The organism is Janthinobacterium sp. BCJ23, from assembly GCF_059617945.1.
On the sequence record NZ_JCAQAW010000005.1, the window covers coordinates 51,641 to 78,468 of the forward strand.

A 26,828-nucleotide genomic window follows, 5' to 3' on the forward strand; every position below is an offset into this window, starting at 1 on the left:
TAGAGCGGTAAAAAGTTATCAACATGGCACCTTAGCCGGCCGGTAATCCTGGCTTACGCCGGCAAGCCAAGGTCGCACGCAGTACAGCGGGACAGCAATGCCAAGCGGAACCTGTACAGTTGCTCGGTATCGCCGCATCAACTGATCAATTTGAAAACTCTGTCGTATCGAAGGTAAGCGAAGTTATGACCAAAACTAATAAATCGACCCCGGCCGCCAACCAAGACATCCCTCTCATCAGCGAAGATCAAATTCGCGCCATGAGCGAAGATGACTACATGAATCCGGCACAACTGGCATTCTTCAAGGCGCGCCTGCAGCAGCTCGAAAAAGATCTGCTGAAAAACGCCGGCGAAACCACGGAACACTTGCGTGAAACCGTGCTCGTACCGGACCCTGCCGACCGCGCCACGATCGAGGAAGAGCATGCGCTGGAACTGCGCACGCGCGACCGCGAGCGCAAATTGCTGAAGAAAGTACAACAATCGATCGCCAGCATCGACGCCGGCGACTATGGCTGGTGCGAAGAAACGGGCGAGCCTATCGGCATCCCGCGCCTGATCGCCCGTCCGACCGCCACCCTGTCGCTGGAAGCCCAGCAACGGCGCGAACTGAAGCAAAAACTCTACGGCGACTGATCGCCCCTCCCCTTGCGCGGCCGCCCCGGCGGCCCCGTGATGGCGATAAAAAAAGCACACAACCCCGGTTGCGTGCTTTTTTTTCGTCCCGCGCCGACTACACTGAAGCAAGCACGGCAGCGGCAAGTGCCGCTTGCAATTGCCTTTTCCATCCCCACTTTTGAAGCATGGGCGCGCAATCGCATGGCCTTGCACGCATCGGCACGAATCTTTTGAGGTCACTATGGAACAATTTCACGGCACCACCATCCTCTGCGTCCGGCGCGGCAAGCAAGTCGCCCTGGGTGGCGACGGCCAGGTAACGCTCGGCAACATCGTCATGAAGGGCACGGCCCGCAAAGTGCGTAAGTTGTATCAGGGCAAAGTCCTGGTCGGCTTTGCCGGCGGCACCGCCGACGCTTTTACCTTGCTCGACCGCTTTGAAGGCAAGCTGGAAAAACACCAGGGCAATCTGCTGCGCGCCTCCGTCGAACTGGCCAAGGACTGGCGCACCGACCGCGTGCTGCGCCGCCTGGAAGCGATGCTGCTGGTGGCCGACAGCGAATCGACCCTCGTCATCACGGGCAATGGCGACGTGCTGGAACCGGAAGACGGCATCGGCGCCATCGGCTCGGGCGGCACCTACGCCCAGTCCGCCGCCAAGGCGCTGCAGGAAAACACGGACTTGTCGCCGGCCGACGTGGTCAGGAAATCGCTGACCATCGCCGCCGAGCTGTGCATTTACACGAACATGTCCCACATTATCGAGACGCTCGACTAAGCGTCCCCGAGCACAGAATGGAAAGCCAATTATGATCATGAACATGACCCCGTCGGAAATCGTCACTGAACTCGACAAGCACGTGGTGGGCCAGGCCAAGGCCAAGCGCGCCGTCGCCATCGCCCTGCGCAACCGCTGGCGCCGCCAGCAGGTGGCCGAGCCCCTGCGCCATGAAATCACGCCAAAAAATATCCTCATGATCGGCCCCACGGGCGTCGGCAAGACGGAAATCGCGCGCCGCCTGGCCAAGCTGGCCGAGGCGCCGTTCATCAAGATCGAAGCGACCAAGTTTACCGAAGTCGGTTATGTGGGCCGCGACGTCGACACCATCATCCGCGACCTGATCGACATCGGCATCAAGCAGACGCGCGCGCTGGAAATGAAGAAAGTGCGCGCACGCGCCGAAGATGCGGCCGAAGACCGCGTGATCGACATCCTCGTACCGCCGGCGCGCGACTTCGGCTTCACGCCAAATACGGCCGCGGCCGTGGACACGGGCAGCGGCGACAGCACGCGCCAGACCTTCCGCAAGCGCTTGCGCCAGGGCGAGCTCGATGACAAGGAAATCGAGATCGAGCTGGCCGAGGCGGGCCCGCAGATGGAAATCATGGCGCCGCCAGGCATGGAAGAAATGACGGAACAGATCAAGTCCATGTTCTCGGGCGTGGGCGCGCAGCGTAAGAAGGCGCGCAAGGTCAAGATCAAGGAAGCCTTGAAACTGCTGGTCGAGGAAGAAGCGGCCAAGCTGCTCAACGAAGATGAGCTGAAACAGAAGGCCATCCAGAACGTCGAGCAGAACGGCATCGTCTTCCTGGACGAGATCGACAAGATCGCCTCGCGTTCGGAGTCGGGCGGCGCCGACGTCTCGCGCGCGGGCGTGCAGCGCGACCTGCTGCCGCTGGTCGAGGGCACGACCGTCAACACCAAGTACGGCATGATACGCACGGACCACATCCTGTTCATCGCCTCGGGCGCGTTCCACCTGTCGAAGCCGTCGGACCTGATCCCGGAACTGCAAGGGCGCTTCCCCATCCGCGTGGAGCTGGAATCGCTGTCGATCTCGGACTTCGAGCGCATCTTGACGAGCACCGACGCCTGCCTGACGATGCAGTATGAAGCCTTGCTGGCGACGGAAAACCTGAAACTGCAGTTCGCGCCGGAAGGCATCACGCGCCTGGCGGAAATCGCCTATTCGGTTAACGAGCGCACGGAAAACATCGGCGCGCGCCGCCTGCACACGGTGATGGAAAAGCTGCTGGAAGAAGTGTCGTTTACGGCCAGCGAAGGCAGCAGCAGTTCGGAAAACCTGCTGGTGATCGATGCCGCGTATGTCAACGAACGCCTGGAAGCGCTGTCGGTCAACGAGGACCTGTCGCGCTACGTGCTGTAAGAAAGAGGGGGGAAACCGATGGCAAACAAGGCATTGGCGACGCGGCAGAAAATGCAGTTCCGCGTCGAACCCTCGCAAAAACCGCGCAACCCGGTCGCCACTGCAGCCCTGCAGCGCGCCGCCGGGGCGCACGTGAAAACCGTATCAGGCCAGCGCCAGCAGGAAAAACGCCTGCTGGCGAAACTGCTGTTGAAAGTAGAAACGGACAAATAGGCCGCCCGCGGACACCCCTTTTTACAGGGCGTCCGCCATCAGGCCACTCTCTGCCGCGGCAGCATCCCCTTAGAAGCGGTAGGACGCGCCCAGCGAAAACATGTCGACCTTGGTCGTTTGCTTGCTGTTGTACTTGACGGGCACGCGGTCCCAGTCGAGGTGCAGCGACCAGTTCTTGTTCAGCGCATACGCCGCGCCAAGGCCGTAGGTCAGGCCGATCTTGCTCTTCTTGTCCGAACCGCCACCCAGATAATCGACCTTGCCCTGCGTGTAGGCCGCACCGGCGCGGCCACTCAATGTAAACGCGTCAAACTGGTAGCCGAGCACGCCCTGCATGCCGAGGCCCGAGAACTTGCCGCGGCCAGCGCGCTTGCCCGCGTCCGTGTCGAAGCCGGACTTGACCTCGCCACCCATGTACCCCACCAGTTCAATCGAAGGCACGGCCACGCCGCCCTGAAACGGCAGCGCGTCGAAACTGTAACCCACGTAGGCCTTGCCATTGCGCTTGCTGCTTTTGTCGCAATCGCTTTGTCCGGCGATGCAATCGAGGCCGCTACTGGCGCGAAAGCCATAGCTGGCGCCCGCATAGATGGGACCCGGTGCAGCTTCGGCTGCGTTGGCGTGCAAGGGAGCGATGGTGGCCAGCGCCAGCAGCGCTGCGGGGAAACGGAAAGATGGGAACATGGATAACCTCTACAAGTGGATGGATTGCCTGGTTGTAGCGCGCTGCGCGAGCCACAAGCGGGAGTGTCATCGCTTTTGCCAAAAAGTACTATCACCTTGTGCAAAGTGCCATTAACGGCTACATTCGGTACCGTCACCCGCTACCAAACTTGTAAAAAAGGATATCCCGTGAGTTCACCTGAACTGGTTTTGCGCGTGCTGCGCACCCAACTGCGCGCCGCCGGCATCACGTACAAGGTATTGGCCGAACGCATCGTCATGAGCGAGTCGAGCGTCAAGCGCATGTTTGGCCAGCACGACATGTCGCTGTCGCGCCTGGCCTTGATCTGCAAGGCCTCGGGCATCGCCATGGAAGACGTGCTGCGCGGCGCGGCCGACATCACGCCGCATGCCGACACGCTCACCCTGGTGCAGGAAAAATCGCTGGTGGCGCATCCGCGCCTGCTGCTCGTGGCGATCTGCTGCCTCGGCCACTGGAGCCTGGAGCAGGTGGTGGAAACGTATGCGCTGACGCAGGCCGAATGCATCGGCTGCCTGGCCGAACTGGACCGACTGGGCTTGATCGAACTCAAGCCGCTGAACCGCTACAGCCTGCGCGTCTCGAACGCCTTCCACTGGCTGGCCGACGGTCCGGTGCAGCAGTACTTCCGCGAACACGTGGTGGCCGATTACTTCAGCGGGCATTTCGACGGCGCCGGCGAGACCCTGATGTGCATCCCGGCGCGCCTGTCGCTGTCGAGTGCGCAGGAGCTGGTGCAGAAGATCCGCCAGCTGGCCGAGGAACTGGCGCGGTTGCACCAGAACGACCGGCGCCTGGCACCCGCCGAGCGCGATGGCTTTACCCTGCTGCTGGGTTTCCGCTCATGGGAATTTGCCGCCTTCACGGCCCTGCGCCGCAGCTCGGCGTCCGCCGCCCCGGCGGCTCCCTACCAGACCGGTCCCAGGAACAGATAAAACGTGCTCTCGCCGCCCTTCGATGCGCCCGAGGCCACGTACACGGGACCGAAGCGCGTATCGACGGAAATGAAGGCGCTGCTCGCTTGCGTGAACTTGGTCGATTTCCAGCGCTCGCTCTGATCGAAGCCGCCGCCCATCTCCAGCGAAAAGCCGGCCCGCACGGCGCCGCCCAGGGTACTGGGCAGGGAACCGATGCGGCGCGCCATCACGAAGCGCGCCAGGGCCACGCTGCGTCCCGTCACCGATTCGAACTGCGTGCCGGACAGGCGCAGGAAGCCGCCCAGGCTGAGCGGCGCCTCTCCGCGCTGCGCGCGCGCCCATTCGCCATACACATGGCCGGCCCAGTTGCCGCGGCTAAAAGCCTGCATGCCGGTGATGGAAGAGCGGCCCAGGGCCGCTTCGCCTGACCCCGTGCTCGAATCGCGCGTCCAGGTGGCATCCACCAGCATGCCGCGCGTGGGGAAACCCGGTGAATCGAGCGTATCGACGCGGAGCTGCACAAACTGCGTGGTGCCCAGTGCACGCGATTCCGGCAGCGTAGGGTCGGCCGGAATCGCCAGCCGGCCCTTGACCTCCGTGCGCGTGACGCCAAACCGCAGATCGCCCCAGGTACCAAACTGGCGTCCCAGTACCAGCGCCGCCGTCTGGCCGTTATATGTCACGCGGGAACTGCGCCGGCCCTTGTCGAACAAATCCATCGCCGACGAGCTGTACTGCAGTTCCGGCGCGATATACCACGGGTTGCCGGCCCCCAGCGGCTGCCAGAACTGCACGCCATAACCGCGCTCATTGCCGATCTGCGCCATGCTGCGCAATTCGCCGCCCCAGCTGTTCAGGTTCGAGCGCACGTGCAGCAGCTTCAGGGCAAAGGTATTGCTGTCCCTGAAATCGCTGGCCATTTCCAGGCCCACGCGCAGCCGGTTGCTGGCCCACGGCGCTTCGACCGCCTTGATGTTGACCGTGCGCTGGTCGCCCGCGTCGACCACTTCCGTCTCCACGCGCGCCACGTCGCCACGGCCATACAGCCTGGCGGCCGCCTTGAGCACATCTTCCTGACTGACCGGCTGCCCTTCCACCAGGCCCGATTGGGCCTGCAGGATGCGCGGATTGATATCGCCTTCGCTCTCCACGGCCAGGCGCGTGAGCGGCAGGGCCACGTCCAGCAGGGCCGGCGCCGCCAGGCGCAGCTGCTCGCGCGCCGCATACTGTTCCGGCGGCAGGGCCAGCGGCGCCAGGCGGGCGGCCAAGGCCTGCGCCGCCTGCTCGCCGGCGCGCATGGCGCGCGCATAGTTTTCAAAGTCGAGGAAACTGACGCCCGTCAGGTCGGGCGCCACGAGGATATCCTGCGATTGCAGCTCCTTGAGCGAGCGCTGCACGTTCTGCTCCGTGAGGATCTGCAGCATCTGCTGCGCCACGCCGATGGCGCTGCCCAGCTCTTTTTCCGGCGCCAGCGGCGTGCCCACGTTGACGGCGATGATGACGTCGGCGCCCATGGCGCGCGCCATGTCGACGGGCAGGTTGCGCACCAGGCCCCCATCGACCACCAGCCGGTTATTCACGCGCACGGGGGCGAAGACACCCGGCACGGCCAGCGAGGCGCGCATCGACAGGAACAAAGGGGTGTCGACCAGTTCCACCAGCTCGCCATTGACCAGGTCCGACGCCACCGAGCGGAAGGGCAAGGGCAGCTGGCTGGCGGGCCGGTCGCGCATGCCGGCCGGCAGCAGCCGGTTCAGGGCCATTTCCAGCGCCGCATTGCTGGCCGCCGCCGGCGGCGTGGAAATGCCGTTGCGGCTGGTGCCAAACTCGATGCGCGACGGCAGCAGCAAATCTTCCTCGCGGCGGCGGAACGCCAGTTCGTCGCGCGGCGGCCGGTCGGCCACCACGCGCGCCCAGTTCGTGTCGCGCGCCATCTTTTCCAGGTCCGCCACGGAAGCGCCGGCCGCATACGCGCCGCCGACCACGCCGCCCATGCTGGTGCCCACCACCATGTCGATCGGCACGTGCAACTCCTGCAGCACTTTCAAGACGCCGATATGCGCGAGGCCGCGCGCGCCGCCGCCCGACAGCACGAGAGCGATGCGCGGGCGGGCCGGCGCGGGGGCAGGAATGGCCACGGTGGAACCAGGGGAAGGCGTGACGGCGGGAACGTCGGCTGCGGCGCCGGCTTGCGGCAAGGTGCACAGCGCCGCCACGCAGCCCGCCAGGACGGCACGGATCGAGAACATGAAGACTCCAGTCGCGATGGCGGCACGGCGCCATCGGCAAAATACGATAAGAACGGCGTTAATGAGCGTTAATTCGACGGCGGCGTGCTGGTGGTGGTCACCTGCGGCGCGGCCGGCATGACGGTGGCCGGACGCTGCTGTTCCATCGGCAGCGGCGGCGGCACCAGATTCGATGCCGGCGCCGGGGCCGGTGCAGGTGTTGGGGTGGCGGACACGGGCCCCGGCAAGGCCAGCGCCTTGTCGTCAGCCACCAGGTCGATGCGCTTGCTCACGCCGCCATCGCGCAGCAGCACGTGGCGCGCATGCACTTCCAGCACCGTCACGCCGGGCACCACCTCGGCGCCTTCCGGCAAGGCCACGGACGGCTTGCCATCGGTCGAGATGATGGCCACGCTGCCGCGGCCATTGCCGGCGGCCACCACGCCCTTGAGCTGGTAATTGCTGGCCGTGGCCACGCTGACCTGGCCGCCGAACAGCGAGGCGCCCGCCTCCACGCTGGCATCCTGCACCACCGGCACAGCCGGCGGATTGATGGGGCGCTGCGGCGCCTTGAACAGCTGCATGGCCCAATAGGCCAGCGAGACGGACAGCGCCACGACGGCGAGCAAACTTGTAAATTGAGGCAAACGCTTCATGGCTTCCTTGGGTTTCTTATCTGACGAGCTGATTGATTTCGATAATCGGCATCAGCACGGCCAGCACGATCAGCAGCACCACCACGCCCATGGCCAGGATCAGGGCCGGCTCCAGCAGGCCGGCGATGGTGAGCGTGCGGCGTTCCAGGTCCTGCTCCTGCGCGCTGGCGGCGCGTTCCAGCATGGCCGGCAGCTCGCCCGTGATTTCACCCGCGCGTATCATGTGGATCAGCATCGGTGGAAAATGCTTTTGCGCCGACAGCGCGCGCGCCAGGCTGACGCCCTCGCGCACGGCGCCGCTGGCCTCCTGCACCAGTTCCTGCATCGCCACGTTGGTGAGCGTGTCGCGGCTCGTGTCGAGCGCGCGCAAAATCGGCACGCCGGACCCCGTGGTGATGGCCAGGGTGCTGGCAAAACGCGCCGTGTTCAGGCTGCGTTCGAACTTGCCGTACAAGGGCGCCGTCAGCAGCCAGGTATGCCAGCGCCGCTTCAGGGCCGGCTGCTGCAGCGCGCGGCGCCAGGCGAACCAGGCGCCGGCCAGGATCACGGCCACGATAAGGCCATAGTTGCGCACGAAGTCCGACAGCGCCAGCATGATCACGGTGAGCATGGGCAGCTTTTGCTTGGTATTGGCGAACACGGAAACGATCTGCGGCACCACGTAGGTGAGCAGGAAGATCACGATGGAAAACGCCACCACCGTGACGATGGCCGGATACGTAAACGCCAGCTTGACCTTCTGCACCAGCGCATTGCGCCGCTCGATATAGTCGGCCAGGCGCGAGAGCACGCGCGACAAATGGCCGATCTGCTCGCCCGACGCCACCAGCGCCCGATAGATCTCGGCGAAATCGCGCGGATGGCGCGCCAGCACGTCGGAAAACGCGGCGCCGCCGATCACTTCCGAACGGATCGAGGCGATCAGGTCGCGCAGATACGGCCGCTCGGCCTGTTCCAGCAGTGCGGAAAACGCCTGCTCCAGCGGCAGGCCCGCTTCGAGCAAACTGGCCAGCTGGCGCGTAAACAGGGCCAGCTCGGTGCTGGACAGGCGCTCGCCGAAGCCGCGCCGCTTGGTCACGCCGGCGGCGTCGACCTGCGCGGCGATCGGCTCGACGGCCAGCGGCACCAGGCCTTGCACGCGCAGCTCGGCGCGCGCGGAACGAGGACTGTCGGCATTGAGCACGCCCTTGCGGGTGGCGCCCTGGGCGTCGACGGCTTCATAGCGGAATGCGGGCATGGTGGCGGGCCTAGTCTTTGGTCACGCGCAGCAATTCAGCCTGCGTGGTGGTGCCGTCGCGCAGCCAGCGTTCGCCATCGTCGCGCATGCTCAGCATGCCGTCCTGCAGGGCAACCGTGCGCACTTCCGCTTCCGACGCGCGGTTGTGGATCTGCGCGCGGATCTGCTCCGTCGTGCGCAGCAATTCGTACACGCCCACGCGGCCCTGGTAGCCCGTCTGGCCGCAATGCTCGCAGCCGACCGCCTGCCAGTACTGGCCATCGAAGGTCTTGCACGAACCGCACAATTTGCGCACCAGGCGCTGCGCCAGCACGCCCAGCAGCGACGACGACAGCAGGAACGGTTCGATGCCCATGTCGAGCAAGCGCGTAACGGCCGCCGAGGCGTCGTTCGTGTGCAGGGTCGCCAGCACCAAGTGGCCCGTCAGCGATGCCTGCACGGCGATCTGCGCCGTTTCCAGGTCGCGGATCTCGCCGATCATGATCACGTCCGGGTCTTGCCGCAAGATCGCCCGCAGCGCCTTGGCAAAGGTCATGTCGATGCGCGGGTTCACTTGCGTCTGGCCGACACCGGCCAGGTCGTATTCGATCGGGTCTTCCACCGTCAGGATATTCGTGGTGGTGGCATTGAGCATCGACAGCGCTGCATATAAGGTCGTCGTCTTGCCCGAACCGGTGGGGCCGGTGACGAGCACGATGCCGTGCGGCTGCGTGATCAGGCCATCGAACTGCGCCAGCATGGGCGCGCTCATGCCCAGGTGCTGCAAGTCGAGGCGACCCGCTTCCTTGTCCAGCAAACGCAATACGGCCCGTTCGCCATGCCCCGTGGGCAGGGTCGAGACGCGCACGTCGACGGGTTTGCCGCCCACGCGCAGGGTGATGCGGCCGTCCTGCGGCAAGCGTTTTTCCGCGATGTCGAGCTGCGCCATGATCTTGATGCGCGAAATCAGCGAGCCATGGATGGCTTTACGGGGACGCACGACGTCGCGCAGGCTGCCGTCGATGCGGAAACGCACGACGGACGTCTGCTCGAACGGCTCGATGTGAATGTCGGACGCGCCTTCGCGCAGCGCCTGCGTGAGCAGCGCATTGATCATGCGGATGACGGGCGCGTCGTCGGACGATTCGAGCAAGTCCTCGATGGCAGGCACGTCCTGCAGCAGCTTGGTCAGATCGAGGTCGGCGTCGAATTCGTCGGCCATCTGCGACGCGTCGCCGCCGCCGCCCGCGTAGGCACCGGCAATGGCCGCATCGAGTTCGCCGCGCGGCAAGACCGTCAGCTGGATCTGGCCGAAACGGCGCGACACTTCGGCAATGGCCGCCGGCGCCGTCGATGCGGCCACCAGCACTTCGACGGGGGCGCCGTCGATGGCGCCGGGCCGGGCCAGCAAGCCGAAATCGCGCGCGTAGGCGTAGGGAAGCAGATTGCTCATGACTGCCCCATCACTTCTGCTGCTGTGGCAATTGCTGCTGCTGGTATTGCTGCAGCAGCGGCTGCGGCGGCGTGGCCGCGTTGGCCGGCGCGCCTGGCGGCGGCGTCGGTGCCGGCGGCACGGGACGCGTCACCATGCTGCCGCCCACGGGCTGGCCATCCTGCAAGGCAGGCAGTACCGGCGTGCCCAGGTCTTTCAGCATCAGGTTGCCCGTGGCCGGCACGGCGGCCGTCTCGGCCGAACGCATGTAGTCATAGCGGTCGGCCGCCAGGCTGCCGCTCTGCTCCTTGTTGCGCACGATGACGGGGCGCAGGAAGATCATCAGATTGGTTTTCTTGCGCTCGCGCGTCTGGTACTTGAACAGGTTGCCGATCAGGGGGATGTCGCCCAGGCCGCGTACTTTTTCCGCGTTGTCGCCCGTGCTGTCCTCGATCAGGCCCCCGAGCACGATGATCTGGCCATCGTCGGCCAGCACATTGTTTTCGATCACGCGGTTGTTGATGGTGATGCCGCTGACGGCGGCCGCCGTGGATTTGTCCACGCTCGACGTCTCGTGATAGATGCCCAGCTTGATCGTGCCGCCCTCGGAAATCTGCGGACGCACCTTCAGGGTCAGGCCCACTTCCTTGCGGTCGATGGTCTGGAACGGATTCGTGTTGGTGCCGGCCGTGCTCGTGTACTGGCCCGTCAGGATAGGTACGTTTTGGCCCACCTTGATGGTCGCCAGTTCATTGTCCAGCGTGATCAGGTTCGGCGTCGACAGGATATTCGCGTTGCCGTCCGATTCCAGCGCATGCGCCACGGCGCCCAGGCCCAGCGCGCCGTTGATCTGCTTGAAGATGCCGACCGTCAGGCCGCCCGTCGGCAAGACTTTGCCGCCGCCCGTGGCGATGGCGGCGATGTTGTTGCTGGTGCCCGAAGCGAACGATTGCAGCGCGCCCACGCGGTAATTGCTGCCGCTGTCGCCGGACAGGCCCAGCCACTGCACGCCGAATTCGGAGGCCTTGGACGACGTCACTTCGACGATCAGCGCCTCGATGTAGACCTGGGCGCGGCGCACGTCGAGCTGGTCGATCACGGCGCGCAGGTTGCGGTAGACGGCTTCGTTGCAGGTCAGAATCAGGGTGTTCGTCGATGCGTCGGCCTGGATGAAACCGGCCGCGCCGCCCGACGACAGCTGCTGCGGCCCGTTGTTCAGCGATGCGCCGCCCGTGGTGCCGCTTTGCGTATTGCCGCCCAGGCCAGTGCTGTTCATGCCGCTGTTGTTCTGGCTGATCTGATTATTCGTGGCGGCGTTGCTGGTATTGCCCTGCTGCGCCGACGCGGCCGTGCCGTCCGATGTCACCACCGAGCGCAGGGTCTGCGCCAGCTTGGTGGCGTCCGCGTTTTTCAGGTACACCACATGCACATTGCCCAGCTGCGTGGTGGGCTGGTCCAGCTTCGAGATCAGCGACTTGGCCAGGTTGGCGCGCGCGGCCGATGGCGCGCGCAGCACCAGCGAATTGGTGCGCGGGTCGGCCAGCACGGACACCTTGCCCGCGTCGGCCCCGGCCGCGCCGCCCGCATTGCCGCCTTCCATCAACTTGTTCACCATCGAGGCCAGGTCGGACGCGATCGCATAGCGCACTGGGATCACGTCCAGGTCCGTCGACGCTGGCACGTCAAGCGCGGCGATGATCTTCGCCAGGCGCTTGAGGTTATCCGCGTAATCGGTGATCACCAGCGAGTTGTTGCCCGGGTTGGCGTTGATCGTGTTGTTCGGCGAGATCAAGGGGCGCAGCACGGCCAGCAGGTTGGCCGACGATTCGTAGTTCAGGTAAAACACCTGGGTGGCGATCTGGTCGCCCTTCACCTGGCTGGCGCCATTGCCCACCTGGGTCGGCACGGATTGCAGCTTGGCGTCCGCTTCCGGCACCACTTTCGCATAGCCGTCGCCGGAGACCACGGCATAGCCTTGCAGGCGCAGCGCGGAGGCCAGCAGCCCGAACGCCTGGGTCTTGCTGATCGATTTTTCCGACACCAGGGTGATCGTACCCTTGACGCGCGGGTCGATGACGAAATTGATGTTGGTGTAATGGCCCACCGCCTTGATCACCGATTCGATGTCGGCGCCGACGAAATTGAGCGCCGCTTCATCGCCGGGCGCGGCCCAGACGGGCGCCGGCATGCCGGCCACGGAACAGCACAGCAAGGCGGCGGCCGACAGGCGGCGCAGCGAGAAGGAGGAGGTAATGGGGCTCACGGATGGTTTTTTCATTGTCTGAACTCTAAGGCGATGATGTTTTTTTCGCTATTGCTACGGCGCTGTCCCAGCAAATTCAACAAACTCGCCAAGGTCTCTTCATATCCTGCTGCGGCCTGGGCCTGGCCGGAAAACTGCATGCGCCCCTGTTGCAGGCTGCCGCTGCCGTCAAGCAGCAGCGGTCCCTTGATGGAGCGCAGTGTCAACGTCGCCTGCTGCCCCTGCCAATCGAAATCGAGCTCGTAGCTGCCCAGCGGACGCAAGGACGACAGCCGCGACGCCATGTCCGTCATCTGCAAGGTGGTGCGGCCGACGGCGGAAAACTGCCGCTGCTCCAGGGCCAGCTGCAAGGTACTCCACGACAGGCGCATGCTGCCCGTCGGCGCCACGGTATTCAACGGCGCACCGAGGCCGCCGAGGCCATCGGCGGGCAGCAGCAGGGCCGCCGGGCTCACTTGCCAGTGCGACCACGAGCCGCGCAGGTTCACCGGCTGCGACAGCGCCTGCGGGTTCTGCAGTTCCACGTCCGCCGATCCCCACAGCACCGAGGGCGAAATGCGCCAGCTGAAGCGCCCCGGCAGCAGCGGCGTCACGGCGCCATTCGCGCTGGCCGCCCCGCCGATAAAGGCCGAGCCGCGCCACAGGGTACCTTGCGCGTCGCCCAAGGTCAAACGTCCGCCCGTCTGCTTTTCCACGATGCCAGCGACCCAGCTGGCCGGGAAAAACACCAGCAGGGTGACGCAGACGCTGACGATGATGGCCAGCAGCCAGCCAAGCAGGCGCATCATCGTGCCGCGCCCGGGCTCTGGTGCAGGGTCAGGCTGGCGTCGACCAGCCCCGCCTTGGTCTGCGCCGTGATCTTCGCTTCCTGCACGGCCACGCGGCCTTCGCGGCGCAAGCCATCGAGCCACAGCATGACGCTGGCGAACGGCACACCGGTCAATTGCACGCGCGCGTACTCTCCCGTCAGCGACAGCGATTGCGGCGCCAGGCCGCGCGCTTTCAGCGACGCATCGAGGCTTTCACGGGCCATGGGCGCGACCTGCACGGGCGCCTGGCGCGCCAGTTCGCCCGCTTCACGGGCCAGCGCCTGCAATTGGGCCGCGTTCTGGCGCAGCTCGGGCAAACTCTTTTGCAAGGCGATGCGGCCCGTCCAGGCAGGCTCGAAGAATACGGCGTAGACGAGGGCCAGCCCCGCCACCACGCCGCCGATGGCCAGCAGCTTGCGCTCCTGCTGCGTACGCTCCGTCCAGAACGCCTGCAGGTTCTGTTCCTGGCCAGTCAGCGCGGCGCGGACCTTGTTCAATGCTGCACTCATGCTTTTGCTCCCGTGGCCGGCGTGATCTTCCACACGCCCGGCGCCGTTTCATTCAAGGCCAGCTTGCGCGCGGCCAGGCCATCGCGCACCTGCGCCTGGGCGCTGGCGTCGACCATGTCCGGTTTCAGCTTGACGATCAGGCTGCGCTCGCGGTATTCCAGCGACGCCACCACGCCGCGCCCGGCCAGGCCACCCAACGCCTCGCCCAGGGCCGCGCTCATGCTCGTGAAATCATCCATGCTGGCTTGCCCGCTTTGCAGGCGGGCGGCGGCGATATTGCGCCGCATCTGTTCCGCTTCCAGCCCATACACGGGCACTTCGTTCGGATACGCGGCCTTGAAGGTTTGCTGCATCGAGGTGCGCACGGTGGCGGCTTCGCGCTTCAAGCGCATCCATTCGATATTCATGCCGGCCAGGTTGACGACCACGGCCAGCAGCGCCAGGCGCAGCGGCCAGCGCCAGCGGCGCCATTCGGTGGCCGATCCCGTCGCCGTGCCCAGGGAACTCGCCAGGTCCAGCCCCGCATTTTTGGCGCCGGCGATCCAGTGCGCCCAGTGATCCAGCTCCACCGTCACGCCATCCATGCCGGCGGCCAGCTGTTGATACTGCGCCAGCTCGGCCTGCGCCACATAGACCGTCAGCGGCACGTCGCCGGCAAACGCGCGCGTCGTCAGCAGTGCCTGCTGCGGCTGGGCCGGCAATACGAGGCCCAGGCCCTCTTGCGGCGCCTGGCGCAAGGCCAGTTCCAGGCCATCGCCGCTGGCCTGCAGGGCGGCCGTCACGCTGCCCGGCTGCAAGGGCAGGCACAGCTGCGATGGCAGCAGCGCCACCTTGCGCGCGCCCTGCGCCAGCAAGGCTTTCACGAGGACCTCGGCCCAGGCGCGCTGCGCCACGGCCACCGTGCGCATGCCGGACGCATCAGGTGCGCCGGCAGCCAGCAGGCAATCCTGGGCGTCGCCAAGGATGTGTTCTTCCACCAGGCCCGGCAGGGCCGCGCGCAGGCGGGCGCCGGCCAGCGGCGGGGTTTTCAGGCGCAGCAAGGTCACGTCGGCCGCCGCCAGCAGCAGCAGCACCCGCTGCGCACCGGCGATCAGCTGGCCCAGGCTGCCCAGCGGCGCGCTGCCCTGCTGCAGCAGGGCGCCGCCGTCGCCGGCCAGCACGAAGGAGCAGGCAGGCGCGCTGTCGGTGGACGCCTTGGCCGGGTGACGGATATACAATATTGTCAAAGTGACTCGCTTTCAGCTGTTAATTTTCCCGCAACCAGACCAGGCTGGTGGTGCGCTGCGGATTCGGCTCGCGCCACACCAGTGCCTGCGCATCAAGGGCGGCGCGGTCCAGGCGCACGCGGATCACGGTGAGGAAGTACTGACTTTTCACATCGATCTCCACGCCGTCGATCGGTTTCTTGCCGTTGATATTATTCTGGAAATTTGATCTATCGACAAACTTTTTACGCGGGTTGCTCAAGGTCAGGGCGCTGGCCTCGGACACGGACATGTCGGTGACGGCCGACAGCACCTCGGCCAGGGCCGTATTCACGTTCACCGCGGTCGGTTTCGGCAGCACGATGATGAAGTCGCGCAGTTTCTCGATCATCTGCGGCGTATAGCCGGGCACGGCCAGCAAATCCTCGACCTGCGTGAACGCCACCGGTTCGCTGCTGCCGCCCGATGCGGGCGTGGCGGAGGGCGTCTTGCCGTCGGCGCCGCTGTCGGCAGTGCGCGGTTTCGGCCGTGCGCGCAGCACGGCATCGGCCGTCGCCTGCGCCAGGGAACTATCGAGCTGCAAGTTGGACAGCAGCCGCTGGTAGGCCTGCACGTTGGGCTGGCTGACAATCCCCGTGGCGGCGGCCAGGTTGGTGATATTGAAACGCGCCTGCGCATCGAGCGCGCGGCCCGAGACGGTGGCGTCGAATTTTTCCGTATCGACCTTTTCGCGGTCCACATAATCGTCAAGCCGCGCTTCCTCGATGGGCGTGGCCCAGACGCCGTCAAGCGCCGTCAGCGTGACATTATCCTGGCGCAGCCAGAAACGGGCAAAGTCGACCATGCCGCGCATGGCCCACTGCGTCTGCAGGCGCAAACGCTGGTTTTCCATCGAACGCACCTGCACCTGCTGCTGCCAGAACAGGCTGGCAACGACGGTAATCGCCAGCGCCGTCAGCAGCAAGGCCGTGATGACGGCCACGCCGCGCTGGCGCGAGGGACGTGTAAAAGTCCTCATCCCGGCCCCAATAAAAAGACTTTGGACAGGCCCGCCTCCTGGCCCGGCATCTGCAAGGTCACTTCCAGGCCCGGCACTTGCGTGGAAATGGCGGCGCCCGCCGTCAGCACGTTCCAGGCGCCATTGCTCCAGCCGCGCATGACCATGCTATCGACGCCGCGCATCAGGGCCACGTCGGCGCTCGAGGTATCGGTATCGTCGCGCGCCGCCTGCCACAGGGTGTCGAGCACGGCCAGATCGCGCGTGCCGTTCGACTCGCGCCGCGTCAGCACGCCGCCGCGCAGGCGGTAAGTGACCACTTGCAACTGCTGCGGCTCCTGTTCCGACGCGGCCAGGCGCACCAGGGTCAGGCGGTCGGTCTCGGCTGTCAGATTGGTACGGCCATTGAGCAGGCTGGCATTCTGGCCGGCGCCGGCCAGGTGGTCGCAATCGCTCTGCATCTGGGCAAACGCCAGCTGCATGCCGCGTGCCTGCTCGAGTTGGCTGGTCAGCACTTCGCGCGAACGCATGATGCTGTCCAGCCCGCGCCAGCCCAGCACGGCGACCATGGCCAGGATGCCGATCGCCACGAGCAGCTCGATCAGGGTAAAACCGCCGGCAGGGACAGTGCGGCGCGCCATCAGTCGTTGAACGCCAACAACACCAGGCGCACGATGCGCCGGGCCGGATATTGCACGTCGTACACGTTGACGCGCACTTGCCGGATGCGGGGATTCGGCGTGGCCACCACTTCCTCTTCACAGATCAGTTTCAGATCGCCCTGTGGACAGTCGACCGTGCGCTTGCCCGTCTGCGGGAAGGTCTTCGCCAGGCGCAGGCGCACCAGATGGTTTTCCGCCGACCAGGTAGCCATCATGGCGCTGCGCAAGCCATCGCTGTTCTGCGTCAGGCTGCCGACGGCGCGCAAGGAGGCGCCCAGGGCCGTGCCGACGATGACGAGGGCGACCAGGACTTCCAGCAAAGTGAAACCGCGCTGGCGGCGACGGAATGGGAACCGCATCATTGCTCGACCGTGAAGTGGCCGATGCCGTCGGCGCGGATGGCCACGCTGCGCTCGCCGCTGGCCAGGGTCAGCACGAAAGGCTTGTCGACCGGTTCGCGGCCGAAGATGATGCGCAGCGGCTGGGCCACGCTGTTCGATGGCTGCACGCTGAGCAGCATGGGCGTGTTGGCAAACACACGCTCGCGCAGCAAGTCGTCCTGCGTCACCGGTTGCCACAGCTTTTCATTGAGGACCAGGAAACGGTATTGATTTTCGTCCGCTTCGAACGCCACCTGCCGGCTGCGCACGATGGCTTCATCGCGCGCCAGCTGCAGCAGCAGGGCGATGCGCTCGGCTTCCTTTTGCAGCGCCTGCTGGCCATTCGGCATGGCGTTCAGCGAGACCAGGCCCAGGGTGACGCCGATGATGACCATCACCACCAGCAGCTCGATCAGCGTGAAGCCGCTGGCGCGTGGCCGGGGCAGTGCGCGGCCGGTGGTCATGGCAGGCATGCAATGGAAAACTTACAGTTCCCAGGAACCGATATCGGCGTCGTCGCCGCTACCGCCGGGCTGGCCGTCGGCGCCCAGCGAGATCAGATCGACTTCGCCTTTCACGCCTGGCGACAGGAACTGGTACGGGTTGCCCCATGGATCCTTCGGCATCTTTTCCAGGTAGCCGCCCGCTTTCCAGCCGTTCGCGGCCGGTCCCGTGGTCGGTTTTTCGATCAGCGCCTGCAAGCCCTGCTCGGTGGTCGGGTAGCGCTGGTTATCGAGGCGATACAGTTTCAACGCTTGCATCACGGTGGCGATGTCGACTTTCGCCGCCGCCACTTTCGACTCGCCCGTGCGGGCGATCAGCTTGGGCACCACCAGCGACGCGAGGATGCCCATGATCACCACCACGACCATGATTTCGATCAAAGTGAAGCCGCGCGCGCGGCGCTGGCGTATCGGATGGTTTGCTGCGTTTTGCATAAGAAAGAGAGAAGAAGGTGAGTAATGAGAGCAGAGTATAAAGCGGAAATATGACAAAGCCTGTCATATAGGGAAAAATTTCTGCGGGGGCTGTCAGGCCGGCAAGACCACTTTGCCGCAAACGGCGCAGCCGGGGTCGCGCGCGACGCGCATGCTGCTCCATTCCATGTGCAAACCGTCGAGCAGCAGCAGCCGTCCGGCCAGCGATTCGCCCGCACCCATGATCAGTTTCAGCGCCTCGGCAGCCTGCATGGCGCCCACCACGCCGACCAGCGGCGCGAACACGCCCATGGTCGAGCACGCCTCGTCCGTGAACTGCTGCTCCTGCGGAAACAGGCAGGAATAGCAAGGCTGGGTGCCCGTGCGCGGGTCGAACACGCTCACTTGCCCGTCGAAACGGATCACGGCGCCCGACACCAGCGGCACCCTGGCCGCCACGCAGGCGCGGTTGACGGCGTGGCGCGTGGCGAAGTTGTCGGTGCAGTCGAGCACCACCGTGGATGACAAGACCAGTTCGGCCAGGCGCGCGCCGTCGAGTCGCTCCTGCAAGGCGATGATGTCAATCTCGGGATTGATGCCGGTCAGGGTTTCACGCGCCGACAGCACTTTCGGCTGGCCCACGCGGGCCGTCGTGTGGGCGATCTGGCGCTGCAGATTGGTCAGGTCGACCGTGTCGTCATCGACCAGGGTCAGCTTGCCGACGCCGCTGGCGGCCAGATACATGGCCGCAGGCGAGCCGAGCCCGCCCGCGCCGATCACCAGCACATGCGCATCGAGCAAGGCTTGCTGGCCTTCGATGCCGATCTGATCAAGCAGGATGTGGCGCGAGTAGCGCAGCAGTTGATTGTCGTTCATGGTTTTACGTCTACTGCAAACCCAGATCACACCCTGGGGTCGGACCCTCAGGGTCCGCCCCCGGCACTTGCATTGGGTTAAGCATCAAGGCTTCCGCACAGGAATCTTCTTGTCATCGGCCTTGATGTCGGAAGCGATTTCCGGCTTGGCGCCGATCTTTTCAACCTTGGCGTCCACCTTGGCCAGCTGCACCGGCAAGCCCTGGAAGTGGTTCAAGGCTTGTTGCAGCTGGAAATCGTCCTTGGCGCCGTATTCGAGCGGCTTGCGCTTTTTCGCCGTGGCGATCAGGCGCTGCTCTTCTTCCAATTGATCCTGCATGCCTTCCATCGTCGGCTTGGCCGCTTCCGGCTTGCCATCGTTGCTGCTCAAGTGTTTTTCCAGGTCCGCCTCGCGCACGCGCAGGCTGTTCCAGCCGTCGCCTTCGGCCGTTTCATCGACCAGCAAGTCAGGCACGATGCCGCGCGCCTGGATGGCCCGGCCTTTCGGCGTGTAGTAGCGGGCCGTCGTCAGCTTGACGGCCGTGTCGGCCGTGATCTGGCGCAAGGTTTGCACGGAACCCTTGCCGAACGTCTGCGTGCCGATAACAGTGGCGCGCTGGTAATCCTGCAGGGCGCCGGCGACGATTTCCGAGGCGGACGCGGAACCGGCATTGACCAGCACCACCAGCGGCACGGTTTTCAGCGCGGCCGGCAGCTTGGCCAGCGGATCGGCCTTGGCGCCGGGCGGCGCATAGAATTCGCGGCGGCCGTAAAACACCTGTTTCGACTCGGGCAACTGGCCCTTGGTCGAGACGATCACAGAGTTGCCGGGCAAAAATGCCGTGGCCACGCCAATGGCGCCCGGCACGACACCGCCTGGATCGTTGCGCAAGTCCAGCACCAGGCCCTTGAGCTTGGGGTCTTGTGCATACAGCGCGTTGATCTTTTTGACCATGTCGTCGACGGTCGGTTCCTGGAACTGGGCGATGCGCAGCCAGGCATAGCCGGGCGCGACCATCTTGGCCTTCACGCTTTGCACGCGGATTTCCTCGCGCACGATGGGGAAGACCAGCGGCTTGCTTTCGCCCTTGCGCGACATCGTCAGCACCAGCTTGCTGCCGGGCTGGCCGCGCATCTTCTTGATGACTTCTTCCAGCTGCAAGCCTTTCAGCGGAATGTTGTCGAGACGGGTGATCAGGTCGCCCGCCTGGATGCCTGCCTTGGCGGCGGGGCTGTCCTCGATGGGCGAGACGACTTTCACGTAGCCGTCTTCCATGCTCACTTCGATGCCGATGCCGACAAACTTGCCCTGCACGCTTTCGCGCATTTCCTTGAAGGCATTTTTATCGAGATAGACGGAGTGCGGGTCCAGCGACGAGACCATGCCGGAAATGGCTTCCGTCAAGAGTTTCTTGTCTTCCACCTTCTCGACGTAATCGGACTTGATCAGGCCGAAGACGTCGGACAACTGGCGCAGCTCGTCGAGCGGCAGCGGGGCATTCGTGATCTTCTGCGCCACGGCCGGGAACTGCAGCGACATGCCGATGCCGGCCAGTACGCCCAGACCGATCAGGCCGATACTTTTGACTTTGATACCCATGTATTCTTCGCAATCTACAAATTCGCTGCCGCAGCAATGGTGGGAACTTAAAACTTCACCCAGGTGGCGGGATCGAAGGCGCGGCCCTGATGACGCAATTCAAAGTATAGCCCTGATTCCTCGTTGCCGCCGCTGTTGCCCGCGCTGGCAATGGCATCGCCACCCTTGACGGCGTCGCCCACCCGTTTCAGCAAGGATTGGTTATTGCCATAAATACTCATGTACTGGCCGCCATGGTCGACGATGATCAAATTGCCGAAACCGCGCAGCCAGTCGGAAAACACGACCCGGCCACCGGCGATGGCGTGGACTTCGCTGCCTTCGCCCGTACGGATGAACACGCCCTTCCAGCTGGGACCGTCACCACGCTTGCTGCCGAAGCGGGCCGCGATCTTGCCCGCCACAGGCGCGCGCAGCTGCCCTTTCAGGCTGGCAAAGGCACCGGCCGGCGCAGCCGGGCCCAGGCTCGGGCGTTCCGGCTCCGGTTCCGGCTTCGGTTCCGGTGTCACCTTGGCCACTTGCGGCGGCTCGTCGTCGTCGATCGGTTCCAGTTTCACGGGTGGCGGAGGCGGCGTCTGCGGCTTGATCTTGCCCGATTTGTTTTGTTGCTCTTTGGCAATGCGTTCGCGTTCGGCCTGCGCCTGGGCCGCCTTGGCGCGCGCGGCCAGCAGGCGTTCGCGTTTTTCCGCCGCGATCTTCGCGTCGGCGGCCGCTTTGGCGGCGGCGCGTTGCTCGGCCAGCAATTGCTGGCGTTTCTTTTCAGCCGCGGCGGCCGCGGCCTGCTCTTCGATCAGTTTGGCCAGCTTGTCGACCAGGTTGCCCATGCGCTGTTCGTCGCGCTCGACATTGCCCACTTCCTTGCGCTGCGCCATCAGGCGCTGCGACAGGGTCGTCAGCAAGGCGGCGCGGCGCGCCTTCTCCTGCACCAGCAGGGCCTTCTGGTCGCGCTCTTCCTGCGCGATTTCTTCCAGTTCATCCTTGGCGTTCTGCACGTCCGCCTGGTTTTTCTCCACGGCCAGCAAGTTGGCGCGCAAGGCTTCCAGCAGGCGCGCCTGCGCCTGCGAGACATACGCCATCAATTGCAAGTCGCGGTTGATGCGGTTGGGGTTGTCGCCCGACAAGAGCAACTTGATGCGGTCTTCGTTGCCGGCGACATATTGCTCACGCAGCAACTTTGACAGCTGCGTCTTTTGTTTCTCGACGGTGGCCGTCAATTGCTGGTGCTCTTGCCCCAGCGCATTGAGTTTCACGCCCGTCTCGCTTTGCTCCTGCGCCAGGTCGCGCAAGGCGCGGTTGGCATTGGAAATGGCTTCTTCCGACTCGGCCAGGGTATCGGCCGCGTCATCCTTGGCGCTTTCCGTGCGGCTGATGTCGCGCTTGAGCGCCGTCAGCTTTTGTTGCAATCCAGCACGTTGTGCTTCCGCGGCCGCCTTCTGCTTGCTGCGTTCGGTGGGCTTGGCGCCCTGCGCGGCGCCGCTGGAAAGCAGCAGCGCCAGGCACAGCATGGCACCGGCGCGCCACGCCGGCAGGGGTCGTTCAGCAGAGGGGGCGATGGCTGTGCCGCGGAAGAAAGACGACAAGTTACTTGGCCTTCCCTTGGTTCGCCACGGCTGCTTGCGCTGCCGCGATCGCTGCCGGGTCGCCCAGGTAGTAGTGACGGATCGGTTTCAGGTCGGCGTCCAGTTCGTACACGAGCGGCTGGCCGTTCGGGATGTTCAGGCCGACGATATCGCTGTCGCTGATGCCGTCGAGCATCTTGATCAGCGCGCGCAGGCTGTTGCCATGGGCCGAAATGATGATCTTTTTGCCAGCGCGGATGGCCGGGGCGATTTCCTCATCCCAGGCCGGCATCACGCGCGCCACGGTGTCTTTCAGGCATTCGGTCAGCGGAATCGATGCTTTCGGCAAGCCGGCGTAGCGCGGATCGTTGAACGAAGCGCGGTCATCGTCTTCCGCCAGCGGCGGCGGCGGCGTGTCGTAGCTGCGGCGCCACACGAGGACTTGCTCGTCGCCATACTTGGCGGCCGTCTCGCCCTTGTCCAGGCCTTGCAGGGCGCCATAGTGGCGCTCGTTCAGACGCCAGTCGTTCTTGATCGGCAAATACATCATGTCCATCTCGTCGAGAGCCAGCCACAGGGTGCGGATGGCGCGCTTCAGGACGGAAGTGTAGGCCACGTCGAACGTAAAACCTTCCTGCTTGAGGATCTGGCCGGCGGCCTTGGCTTCGTTGACGCCCTTTTCCGTCAGATCGACGTCGGTCCAGCCGGTGAAGCGGTTATCGAGGTTCCAGGTGGACTCGCCGTGACGCATGAAAACGATTTTGTACATAGTTCTATCTTCTCAAGGGGTTCAAATCAAAAAAGCAAAACGTAAAAAGACCTCGTCCAGCTTCTATTTTATAATGCGCGGATTGACTTAAACCATTGGACCCTACGTGAAATTCATTATCGACCACATTTTTCTGTTTGCCATCGTCATTATTTCCGGCGGCGCCCTCCTCTGGCCACTGCTGTCGATGCGCGGCAAGCGCGCGACCGTGCTGGAAGTCACGCAACTGATCAACCGTGGCAAGAGCGTCATCGTCGACGTGCGCAGTGCGGAAGAATTCGCCACGGGCCACTTGCCTGAAGCAAAAAATATTCCGCTGCCGGAACTGTCAAAACGCCTGGGCGAGCTGGAAAAATTCAAAACGCGCCCCATTGTAGTGGTTTGCCAGAAAGGTTCGCGTTCGGCAACCGCCGTCGGCCTGCTGGGCAAAGCTGGTTTCGCTGAGGCAACGAGTCTGGAAGGCGGCCTCGACGAATGGAAAAAGCAAGGTTTGCCATTGAAAACCTTGTCGCTGGCCAAATAAGCCAGCCTTAACTGAAGGAATGATCATGACCGTACCCGTAATTGTGTATAGCACCGCCGTGTGCCCGTATTGCGTGCGCGCCGAGCGCCTGCTGGAATCGAAGGGCGTCGCCGTGCAAAAGATCCGCGTCGACCTCGACCCGGAAGAGCGCATCAAGATGATGGAACGCACGGGCCGCCGCACGGTGCCGCAAATCTATGTGGGCGACACCCACGTGGGCGGATTCGACGATTTGTATGCGCTCGATCAAGCTGGCAAGCTGGACCCCTTGTTAAATGGCACGGCAGCCTGATATAAAGCGGGTTCGAGAAATTGCTTGGTTTTTTGTCGTATTGTTTTGATACAATTGCCCTCGCACCTGATCTGGCCGCGCCTATCCGGCGCGGTTTACATACCGCAAGCACCATATTTGAACGGTGTGCCGTTCTTGTCCTTTACAACGAAAGCGTTCCATGTCTGACGAAAACCTGCAACCAGTCTTCCAAATCCAACGCGTCTACCTGAAAGACATGTCGCTGGAACAACCAAATTCCCCAGCTATTTTCCTGGAACAAGAAGCACCAGCGATCGAAGTCGCACTGGACGTGGGCGCTGCGCCTCTGGCCGACGGCATCTTCGAAGCCACCGTGACCATCACCGTCACCGCCAAAGTCGGCGATAAAGTCGCTTTCCTGGTTGAAGGCAAGCAAGCCGGTATCTTCGAAGCACGCAACATTCCTGCCGATCAACTCGATCCGCTGCTGGGAATCGGCTGCCCGAACATCATCTACCCTTACCTGCGCGCCAACATCGCCGACGTGATCACCCGTGCCGGCTTCCCGCCAGTGCACCTGGCCGAGATCAACTTCGAAGTGTTCTACCAACAACGTCTGCAAGCTATTGCTGACGCCGCTGCAGCTGCCCCGGCAGCCGACGCGACGACGCACTAAGCTTCAGGCAAGACCCCGCCAGCCGTCAAGGCTGGCCTGACACGGCGGCCTGGCCGCCGTGTTTCGTTAAGGTTCAAAAATATCATGTTGAAAAGTGCGCTCTTGAGCAAGTTCCGCTGGATGGCCGGCGCCGTGCTGCTGCTGGCGACCGCCGCCAGTCACGCCGTCGATTTCAAAACGGTGGGCGCAGCCCCCGTGATCCTGTACGACGCGCCATCCTCCAAGGGCGGCAAGCTTTACGTGGCGCCACGCGGCATGCCGCTGGAAGTCGTGCTCAGCTACGGCGAATGGGTCAAGGTACGCGACGCCAGCGGCGAAATGGCCTGGACGGAAGCCAAGGGCCTGTCGGCCAAGCGCAACGTCGTGGCGCGCGCCGCGAACCTCAAGGTTCGCGCCAGCCCCGACGATACCGCCTCCGCCATCCTCCTCGTCGACAAGGGCGTGCTGCTGGAAATGAGCGAGCAAGCGAGCTCCGGCTGGGTCAAGGTGCGCCACAAGGATGGCCAGAGCGGCTACGTCAAGACCAGCGAAGTGTGGGGCCTGTAAGCACCGCGTCCGTTCCCCCTGCCCCGTTGAGGTTGCATGCAAGTTTCTCCTGAAGTCATTCCCGATAGTATTCCCGCCGCCCGCAAGATCACCCTCCTGGGCGCCGGCGCCTGGGGCACGGCCGTGGCCATGGCGCTGGCCGGTCGCCACGACGTGCTGCTGTGGGGCCGCAATGGCGACGCCATGGCCGCCATGGCCGCCAGCGGCGAAAACAGTTATTTGCCCGGCTTCCCTTTGCCGCCGCAACTGCGCATCAGCGCCGATTTCGACGCCGCCGTCGCGCATGCCAGCGGTGAACAGGGCCTCTTGATCGCCGCCTGCCCCGTGGCGGGCTTGCGGCCCATGCTGCATCAGCTGAAAGACAAGGCCATCGGCAACCTCGTGTGGCTGTGCAAAGGGTTTGAAGGCGGCACGGGCATGCTGCCGCACCAGATCGTGCAGGAAGTGCTGGGTGACACCATCCCCGGCGGCGCCCTGTCCGGCCCTTCGTTCGCGCAGGAAGTGGCGCGCGGCTTGCCGTGCGCGCTGACCATCGCTTCGCACAGCGCGGCCTTGCGTGGCGCCGTCGTCTCGGCCCTGCATGGCGGCACCATCCGCGTGTATGCAAGCGACGACTTGGTGGGCGTGGAAGTGGGTGGCGCCGTCAAGAACGTGCTGGCCATTGCCACGGGCGTGGCCGACGGCCTGGGCCTGGGTTTGAATGCGCGCGCCGCGCTGATCACGCGTGGCCTGGCGGAAATCACGCGCCTGGGCACGGCCCTCGGTGGCCAGACGGAAACGTTCATGGGCTTGACCGGCATGGGTGATTTGATACTCACTTGCACGGGCGACCTGTCGCGCAACCGCAGAGTCGGCCTGGGCCTGGCGCAAGGCAAGGCGCTGGATACCATCGTGGCTGAACTCGGTCATGTGGCCGAAGGCGTGCCCTGCGCCAAGGCCGTGCGCGAACTGGCGCGCCGCATGGGCGTCGACATGCCGATCACCAATGCGGTGGCCGGCGTACTGTTCGATGGGGATTTGCCGCACGTGATGGTGCAGCAGTTGCTGTCGCGCGATCCGCGCGCCGAGGCGGCCTAAGGCGAAACCTAGCGCCCCGCCTTGGCCATCAAGATCGTCAGCAGTAGCAAACTGTCTTCGCGCGCTTCCAGGGCGTGCGCCTGGCCGCCAAGCAGATACAGCATCTGCCCCGGTCCCAGCACTTGCACGCCGCCATGCGCTTCCACCGCCACCTGCCCTTGCAGGCACAGCAAGGTGATTTCACCGAGCACATGATGCTCGGGCATGGTCTTGCCTTTGGGCATGCACATGCGGATCAATTCCAGCTCATCCGTCTTAGCCAGCGCAATGGCGGAAAACTGCGACAGGTCGTCGCCGTCCCTGCGCAGCACGTCGATCACCTGTCCTGAACTTGCGTGCTCCAATGCCATCATGTGCTCCTTCAGCAATTATTCGGCGACTTCCTCCGGCTCTTTCGCGCCACGCATCCACTCGACCAGCGGCCACGCATCCTTCAAGCCTTCCGCCAGGGTCGGCAGCAGTTGCTCGGGGGCGTTGACGGGCAGCGGCACTTCGGTCCAGACGAAAAAGCTCTTCAGCTTGATGAATTCGATATGTTCGGCGTCCGCGTCAAACCCCTTGGGCGGGCGCTGCAGCTTGCCCTCGTTCTGGATGGTGCCGAAGCGGGCCTTCAAACGCTTATTTTTCAGCACTTTGGAAAAGCCTGGCGCATCGTTGACCATGTGCTCGCGCAGCGCCTTCAGGCGGCCTGGTGGCGGCATGTACTCGCCGGCGCCAAACAGCAGGTTCCCCTGGCCGTCGATCTGCAGATAATACGTGGGGCCACCCGCCTTGCTGGGGCGGCGCATGTCGTTCGGCGCGATGGCGGCCGAAAAACGCGTTTTATACGGGCTTTTATCATGGGCAAAGCGCACGTCGCGGTTGATGCGGAACATGGCCTTCTTCGGATTGCAGTATTTCACGGCAGGGTCGAACTTGCCCAGCTCGCCGATCAGGCTGGTGACCAGCGCCAGGAATTCCTCGCGCAGGATGTCGTAGCGGGGCTTGTTCATCACAAACCAGGGACGGTTGTTGTTGTCGCTCAGTTCACGTAAAAATTGGGTCAAATCACGCACATGCATGTGTCAAATTCCGAT

At 64.3% G+C, this 26,828-nt stretch carries 30 protein-coding genes; 10 read left to right on the forward strand and 20 right to left on the reverse strand.

Annotated features, from left to right (window positions below; genetic code table 11):
• Nucleotides 1-185: 185 nt before the first annotated feature.
• From dksA to AC54AG_RS17125, 4 genes are all read left to right on the forward strand, one after another.
• The gene (gene dksA / locus AC54AG_RS17110) at nucleotides 186-638 is read left to right on the forward strand and encodes an RNA polymerase-binding protein DksA (protein WP_034753066.1); all 453 of its coding nucleotides are present in this window, start codon (nucleotides 186-188) and stop codon (nucleotides 636-638) included.
• A 223-nt stretch (nucleotides 639-861) separates the two neighbouring features.
• Nucleotides 862-1,398 carry an ATP-dependent protease subunit HslV gene (gene hslV / locus AC54AG_RS17115; protein WP_034783551.1) on the forward strand — a complete coding sequence of 179 codons (537 nt, stop codon included), beginning with the start codon at nucleotides 862-864 and terminating at the stop codon, nucleotides 1,396-1,398.
• 37 nt (nucleotides 1,399-1,435) lie between these two features.
• Nucleotides 1,436-2,788, forward strand: coding sequence for an ATP-dependent protease ATPase subunit HslU (gene hslU, locus AC54AG_RS17120; RefSeq protein ID WP_034753607.1), 1,353 nt, complete (start codon nucleotides 1,436-1,438; stop codon nucleotides 2,786-2,788).
• Nucleotides 2,789-2,806: 18 nt separating this feature from the next.
• Nucleotides 2,807-3,001: a hypothetical protein gene (locus AC54AG_RS17125; RefSeq protein ID WP_034753063.1), complete on the forward strand. Its 195-nt coding sequence runs from the start codon at nucleotides 2,807-2,809 to the stop codon at nucleotides 2,999-3,001.
• Between the two features lie 69 nt (nucleotides 3,002-3,070).
• Here the strand turns inward: AC54AG_RS17125 and AC54AG_RS17130 are convergent, their stop codons facing one another.
• Nucleotides 3,071-3,685, reverse strand: a complete 615-nt coding sequence (locus AC54AG_RS17130; RefSeq protein WP_070304524.1) for an outer membrane protein — start codon at nucleotides 3,683-3,685, stop codon at nucleotides 3,071-3,073.
• A gap of 168 nt (nucleotides 3,686-3,853) precedes the next feature.
• On the opposite strand from AC54AG_RS17130, the gene AC54AG_RS17135 reads away from it, so the two are divergent.
• Nucleotides 3,854-4,639, forward strand: coding sequence for a helix-turn-helix domain-containing protein (locus AC54AG_RS17135; RefSeq protein WP_496631047.1), 786 nt, complete (start codon nucleotides 3,854-3,856; stop codon nucleotides 4,637-4,639).
• On the opposite strand, the gene AC54AG_RS17140 is transcribed toward AC54AG_RS17135, so the two are convergent.
• From AC54AG_RS17140 to gpmA, 17 genes are all read right to left on the reverse strand, one after another.
• Complete coding sequence (locus AC54AG_RS17140; protein ID WP_496631049.1) at nucleotides 4,612-6,870, reverse strand: patatin-like phospholipase family protein; 2,259 nt, start codon at nucleotides 6,868-6,870, stop codon at nucleotides 4,612-4,614. The two genes, AC54AG_RS17135 and AC54AG_RS17140, sit on opposite strands and share 28 nt — an antisense overlap.
• 68 nt (nucleotides 6,871-6,938) lie before the next feature.
• Nucleotides 6,939-7,505: a type II secretion system protein N gene (locus AC54AG_RS17145; protein ID WP_080698615.1), complete on the reverse strand. Its 567-nt coding sequence runs from the start codon at nucleotides 7,503-7,505 to the stop codon at nucleotides 6,939-6,941.
• 16 nt (nucleotides 7,506-7,521) lie between these two features.
• On the reverse strand, nucleotides 7,522-8,742 hold the full coding sequence (gene gspF / locus AC54AG_RS17150) for a type II secretion system inner membrane protein GspF (RefSeq protein WP_034753056.1): 1,221 nt from the start codon (nucleotides 8,740-8,742) through the stop codon (nucleotides 7,522-7,524).
• A 10-nt stretch (nucleotides 8,743-8,752) separates the two neighbouring features.
• The gene (gene gspE / locus AC54AG_RS17155) at nucleotides 8,753-10,174 is read right to left on the reverse strand and encodes a type II secretion system ATPase GspE (protein WP_100428779.1); all 1,422 of its coding nucleotides are present in this window, start codon (nucleotides 10,172-10,174) and stop codon (nucleotides 8,753-8,755) included.
• 10 nt (nucleotides 10,175-10,184) lie between these two features.
• Entirely contained in the window at nucleotides 10,185-12,431 is a 2,247-nt protein-coding gene (gene gspD, locus AC54AG_RS17160; RefSeq protein ID WP_496631051.1) for a type II secretion system secretin GspD, read from the reverse strand.
• Complete coding sequence (locus tag AC54AG_RS17165; protein ID WP_034753051.1) at nucleotides 12,428-13,204, reverse strand: type II secretion system protein N; 777 nt, start codon at nucleotides 13,202-13,204, stop codon at nucleotides 12,428-12,430. Before AC54AG_RS17165 ends, gspD begins: the two co-directional genes overlap by 4 nt.
• Nucleotides 13,201-13,734, reverse strand: coding sequence for a type II secretion system protein M (locus tag AC54AG_RS17170; protein WP_072455811.1), 534 nt, complete (start codon nucleotides 13,732-13,734; stop codon nucleotides 13,201-13,203). Before AC54AG_RS17170 ends, AC54AG_RS17165 begins: the two co-directional genes overlap by 4 nt.
• Complete coding sequence (gene gspL / locus AC54AG_RS17175; protein ID WP_331778269.1) at nucleotides 13,731-14,960, reverse strand: type II secretion system protein GspL; 1,230 nt, start codon at nucleotides 14,958-14,960, stop codon at nucleotides 13,731-13,733. Before gspL ends, AC54AG_RS17170 begins: the two co-directional genes overlap by 4 nt.
• Nucleotides 14,961-14,979: 19 nt before the next feature.
• Nucleotides 14,980-15,957 (reverse strand): type II secretion system minor pseudopilin GspK, encoded by a 978-nt coding sequence (gspK, locus tag AC54AG_RS17180; protein ID WP_331778268.1) that lies wholly within the window; start codon nucleotides 15,955-15,957, stop codon nucleotides 14,980-14,982.
• Nucleotides 15,954-16,577: a PulJ/GspJ family protein gene (locus AC54AG_RS17185; RefSeq protein ID WP_331778267.1), complete on the reverse strand. Its 624-nt coding sequence runs from the start codon at nucleotides 16,575-16,577 to the stop codon at nucleotides 15,954-15,956. The genes gspK and AC54AG_RS17185 overlap by 4 nt, the downstream gene beginning before the upstream one ends.
• Nucleotides 16,577-16,960, reverse strand: coding sequence for a type II secretion system minor pseudopilin GspI (gene gspI / locus AC54AG_RS17190; protein ID WP_070304515.1), 384 nt, complete (start codon nucleotides 16,958-16,960; stop codon nucleotides 16,577-16,579). Before gspI ends, AC54AG_RS17185 begins: the two co-directional genes overlap by 1 nt.
• Nucleotides 16,957-17,451: a GspH/FimT family pseudopilin gene (locus tag AC54AG_RS17195; RefSeq protein ID WP_496631053.1), complete on the reverse strand. Its 495-nt coding sequence runs from the start codon at nucleotides 17,449-17,451 to the stop codon at nucleotides 16,957-16,959. Before AC54AG_RS17195 ends, gspI begins: the two co-directional genes overlap by 4 nt.
• A 12-nt stretch (nucleotides 17,452-17,463) precedes the next feature.
• Nucleotides 17,464-17,916, reverse strand: coding sequence for a type II secretion system major pseudopilin GspG (gspG, locus tag AC54AG_RS17200; protein ID WP_058051125.1), 453 nt, complete (start codon nucleotides 17,914-17,916; stop codon nucleotides 17,464-17,466).
• Between the two features lie 93 nt (nucleotides 17,917-18,009).
• Complete coding sequence (locus AC54AG_RS17205; RefSeq protein WP_338680468.1) at nucleotides 18,010-18,771, reverse strand: HesA/MoeB/ThiF family protein; 762 nt, start codon at nucleotides 18,769-18,771, stop codon at nucleotides 18,010-18,012.
• An 84-nt stretch (nucleotides 18,772-18,855) separates the two neighbouring features.
• On the reverse strand, nucleotides 18,856-20,349 hold the full coding sequence (locus tag AC54AG_RS17210; RefSeq protein WP_034753035.1) for a S41 family peptidase: 1,494 nt from the start codon (nucleotides 20,347-20,349) through the stop codon (nucleotides 18,856-18,858).
• A 47-nt stretch (nucleotides 20,350-20,396) separates the two neighbouring features.
• Nucleotides 20,397-21,854, reverse strand: coding sequence for a murein hydrolase activator EnvC family protein (locus AC54AG_RS17215; protein WP_496631277.1), 1,458 nt, complete (start codon nucleotides 21,852-21,854; stop codon nucleotides 20,397-20,399).
• A gap of 76 nt (nucleotides 21,855-21,930) precedes the next feature.
• Nucleotides 21,931-22,677: a 2,3-diphosphoglycerate-dependent phosphoglycerate mutase gene (gene gpmA / locus AC54AG_RS17220; RefSeq protein ID WP_034753030.1), complete on the reverse strand. Its 747-nt coding sequence runs from the start codon at nucleotides 22,675-22,677 to the stop codon at nucleotides 21,931-21,933.
• A gap of 106 nt (nucleotides 22,678-22,783) precedes the next feature.
• On the opposite strand from gpmA, the gene AC54AG_RS17225 reads away from it, so the two are divergent.
• From AC54AG_RS17225 to AC54AG_RS17245, 5 genes are all read left to right on the forward strand, one after another.
• On the forward strand, nucleotides 22,784-23,200 hold the full coding sequence (locus AC54AG_RS17225) for a rhodanese-like domain-containing protein (RefSeq protein WP_034753027.1): 417 nt from the start codon (nucleotides 22,784-22,786) through the stop codon (nucleotides 23,198-23,200).
• A 25-nt stretch (nucleotides 23,201-23,225) separates the two neighbouring features.
• A complete protein-coding gene (gene grxC, locus AC54AG_RS17230) occupies nucleotides 23,226-23,492 on the forward strand; it encodes a glutaredoxin 3 (protein WP_034753025.1) in 267 nt (88 codons plus the stop codon).
• 160 nt (nucleotides 23,493-23,652) lie between these two features.
• A complete protein-coding gene (secB, locus tag AC54AG_RS17235; protein ID WP_034753023.1) occupies nucleotides 23,653-24,129 on the forward strand; it encodes a protein-export chaperone SecB in 477 nt (158 codons plus the stop codon).
• A gap of 84 nt (nucleotides 24,130-24,213) precedes the next feature.
• On the forward strand, nucleotides 24,214-24,675 hold the full coding sequence (locus tag AC54AG_RS17240; RefSeq protein ID WP_051991348.1) for an SH3 domain-containing protein: 462 nt from the start codon (nucleotides 24,214-24,216) through the stop codon (nucleotides 24,673-24,675).
• A 36-nt stretch (nucleotides 24,676-24,711) separates the two neighbouring features.
• The gene (locus AC54AG_RS17245; RefSeq protein WP_496631058.1) at nucleotides 24,712-25,752 is read left to right on the forward strand and encodes an NAD(P)H-dependent glycerol-3-phosphate dehydrogenase; all 1,041 of its coding nucleotides are present in this window, start codon (nucleotides 24,712-24,714) and stop codon (nucleotides 25,750-25,752) included.
• A gap of 8 nt (nucleotides 25,753-25,760) precedes the next feature.
• Here the strand turns inward: AC54AG_RS17245 and AC54AG_RS17250 are convergent, their stop codons facing one another.
• Complete coding sequence (locus AC54AG_RS17250) at nucleotides 25,761-26,105, reverse strand: cupin domain-containing protein (protein WP_223278961.1); 345 nt, start codon at nucleotides 26,103-26,105, stop codon at nucleotides 25,761-25,763.
• A gap of 15 nt (nucleotides 26,106-26,120) precedes the next feature.
• Nucleotides 26,121-26,813 (reverse strand): DUF2461 domain-containing protein, encoded by a 693-nt coding sequence (locus AC54AG_RS17255; RefSeq protein WP_070304509.1) that lies wholly within the window; start codon nucleotides 26,811-26,813, stop codon nucleotides 26,121-26,123.
• Nucleotides 26,814-26,828: the final 15 nt, after the last annotated feature.

Coding starts and splice junctions, on each gene's coding strand:
- AC54AG_RS17185 (WP_331778267.1), bottom strand. CDS start 16,577: ATGGCGCGCCGCACTGTCCCTGCCGGCGGTTTTACCCTGATCGAGCTG.
- AC54AG_RS17170 (WP_072455811.1), bottom strand. CDS start 13,734: ATGAGTGCAGCATTGAACAAGGTCCGCGCCGCGCTGACTGGCCAGGAA.
- AC54AG_RS17195 (WP_496631053.1), bottom strand. CDS start 17,451: ATGCCTGCCATGACCACCGGCCGCGCACTGCCCCGGCCACGCGCCAGC.
- AC54AG_RS17240 (WP_051991348.1), top strand. CDS start 24,214: ATGTTGAAAAGTGCGCTCTTGAGCAAGTTCCGCTGGATGGCCGGCGCC.
- hslV (WP_034783551.1), top strand. CDS start 862: ATGGAACAATTTCACGGCACCACCATCCTCTGCGTCCGGCGCGGCAAG.
- AC54AG_RS17140 (WP_496631049.1), bottom strand. CDS start 6,870: ATGTTCTCGATCCGTGCCGTCCTGGCGGGCTGCGTGGCGGCGCTGTGC.
- dksA (WP_034753066.1), top strand. CDS start 186: ATGACCAAAACTAATAAATCGACCCCGGCCGCCAACCAAGACATCCCT.
- AC54AG_RS17215 (WP_496631277.1), bottom strand. CDS start 21,854: ATGCTGTGCCTGGCGCTGCTGCTTTCCAGCGGCGCCGCGCAGGGCGCC.
- hslU (WP_034753607.1), top strand. CDS start 1,436: ATGAACATGACCCCGTCGGAAATCGTCACTGAACTCGACAAGCACGTG.
- AC54AG_RS17255 (WP_070304509.1), bottom strand. CDS start 26,813: ATGCATGTGCGTGATTTGACCCAATTTTTACGTGAACTGAGCGACAAC.
- gspI (WP_070304515.1), bottom strand. CDS start 16,960: ATGATGCGGTTCCCATTCCGTCGCCGCCAGCGCGGTTTCACTTTGCTG.
- AC54AG_RS17205 (WP_338680468.1), bottom strand. CDS start 18,771: ATGAACGACAATCAACTGCTGCGCTACTCGCGCCACATCCTGCTTGAT.
- secB (WP_034753023.1), top strand. CDS start 23,653: ATGTCTGACGAAAACCTGCAACCAGTCTTCCAAATCCAACGCGTCTAC.
- AC54AG_RS17165 (WP_034753051.1), bottom strand. CDS start 13,204: ATGATGCGCCTGCTTGGCTGGCTGCTGGCCATCATCGTCAGCGTCTGC.
- gspE (WP_100428779.1), bottom strand. CDS start 10,174: ATGAGCAATCTGCTTCCCTACGCCTACGCGCGCGATTTCGGCTTGCTG.
- AC54AG_RS17245 (WP_496631058.1), top strand. CDS start 24,712: ATGCAAGTTTCTCCTGAAGTCATTCCCGATAGTATTCCCGCCGCCCGC.
- AC54AG_RS17145 (WP_080698615.1), bottom strand. CDS start 7,505: ATGAAGCGTTTGCCTCAATTTACAAGTTTGCTCGCCGTCGTGGCGCTG.
- AC54AG_RS17250 (WP_223278961.1), bottom strand. CDS start 26,105: ATGATGGCATTGGAGCACGCAAGTTCAGGACAGGTGATCGACGTGCTG.
- AC54AG_RS17125 (WP_034753063.1), top strand. CDS start 2,807: ATGGCAAACAAGGCATTGGCGACGCGGCAGAAAATGCAGTTCCGCGTC.
- gpmA (WP_034753030.1), bottom strand. CDS start 22,677: ATGTACAAAATCGTTTTCATGCGTCACGGCGAGTCCACCTGGAACCTC.
- AC54AG_RS17130 (WP_070304524.1), bottom strand. CDS start 3,685: ATGTTCCCATCTTTCCGTTTCCCCGCAGCGCTGCTGGCGCTGGCCACC.
- gspK (WP_331778268.1), bottom strand. CDS start 15,957: ATGAGGACTTTTACACGTCCCTCGCGCCAGCGCGGCGTGGCCGTCATC.
- gspG (WP_058051125.1), bottom strand. CDS start 17,916: ATGCAAAACGCAGCAAACCATCCGATACGCCAGCGCCGCGCGCGCGGC.
- gspF (WP_034753056.1), bottom strand. CDS start 8,742: ATGCCCGCATTCCGCTATGAAGCCGTCGACGCCCAGGGCGCCACCCGC.
- grxC (WP_034753025.1), top strand. CDS start 23,226: ATGACCGTACCCGTAATTGTGTATAGCACCGCCGTGTGCCCGTATTGC.
- gspD (WP_496631051.1), bottom strand. CDS start 12,431: ATGAAAAAACCATCCGTGAGCCCCATTACCTCCTCCTTCTCGCTGCGC.
- AC54AG_RS17210 (WP_034753035.1), bottom strand. CDS start 20,349: ATGGGTATCAAAGTCAAAAGTATCGGCCTGATCGGTCTGGGCGTACTG.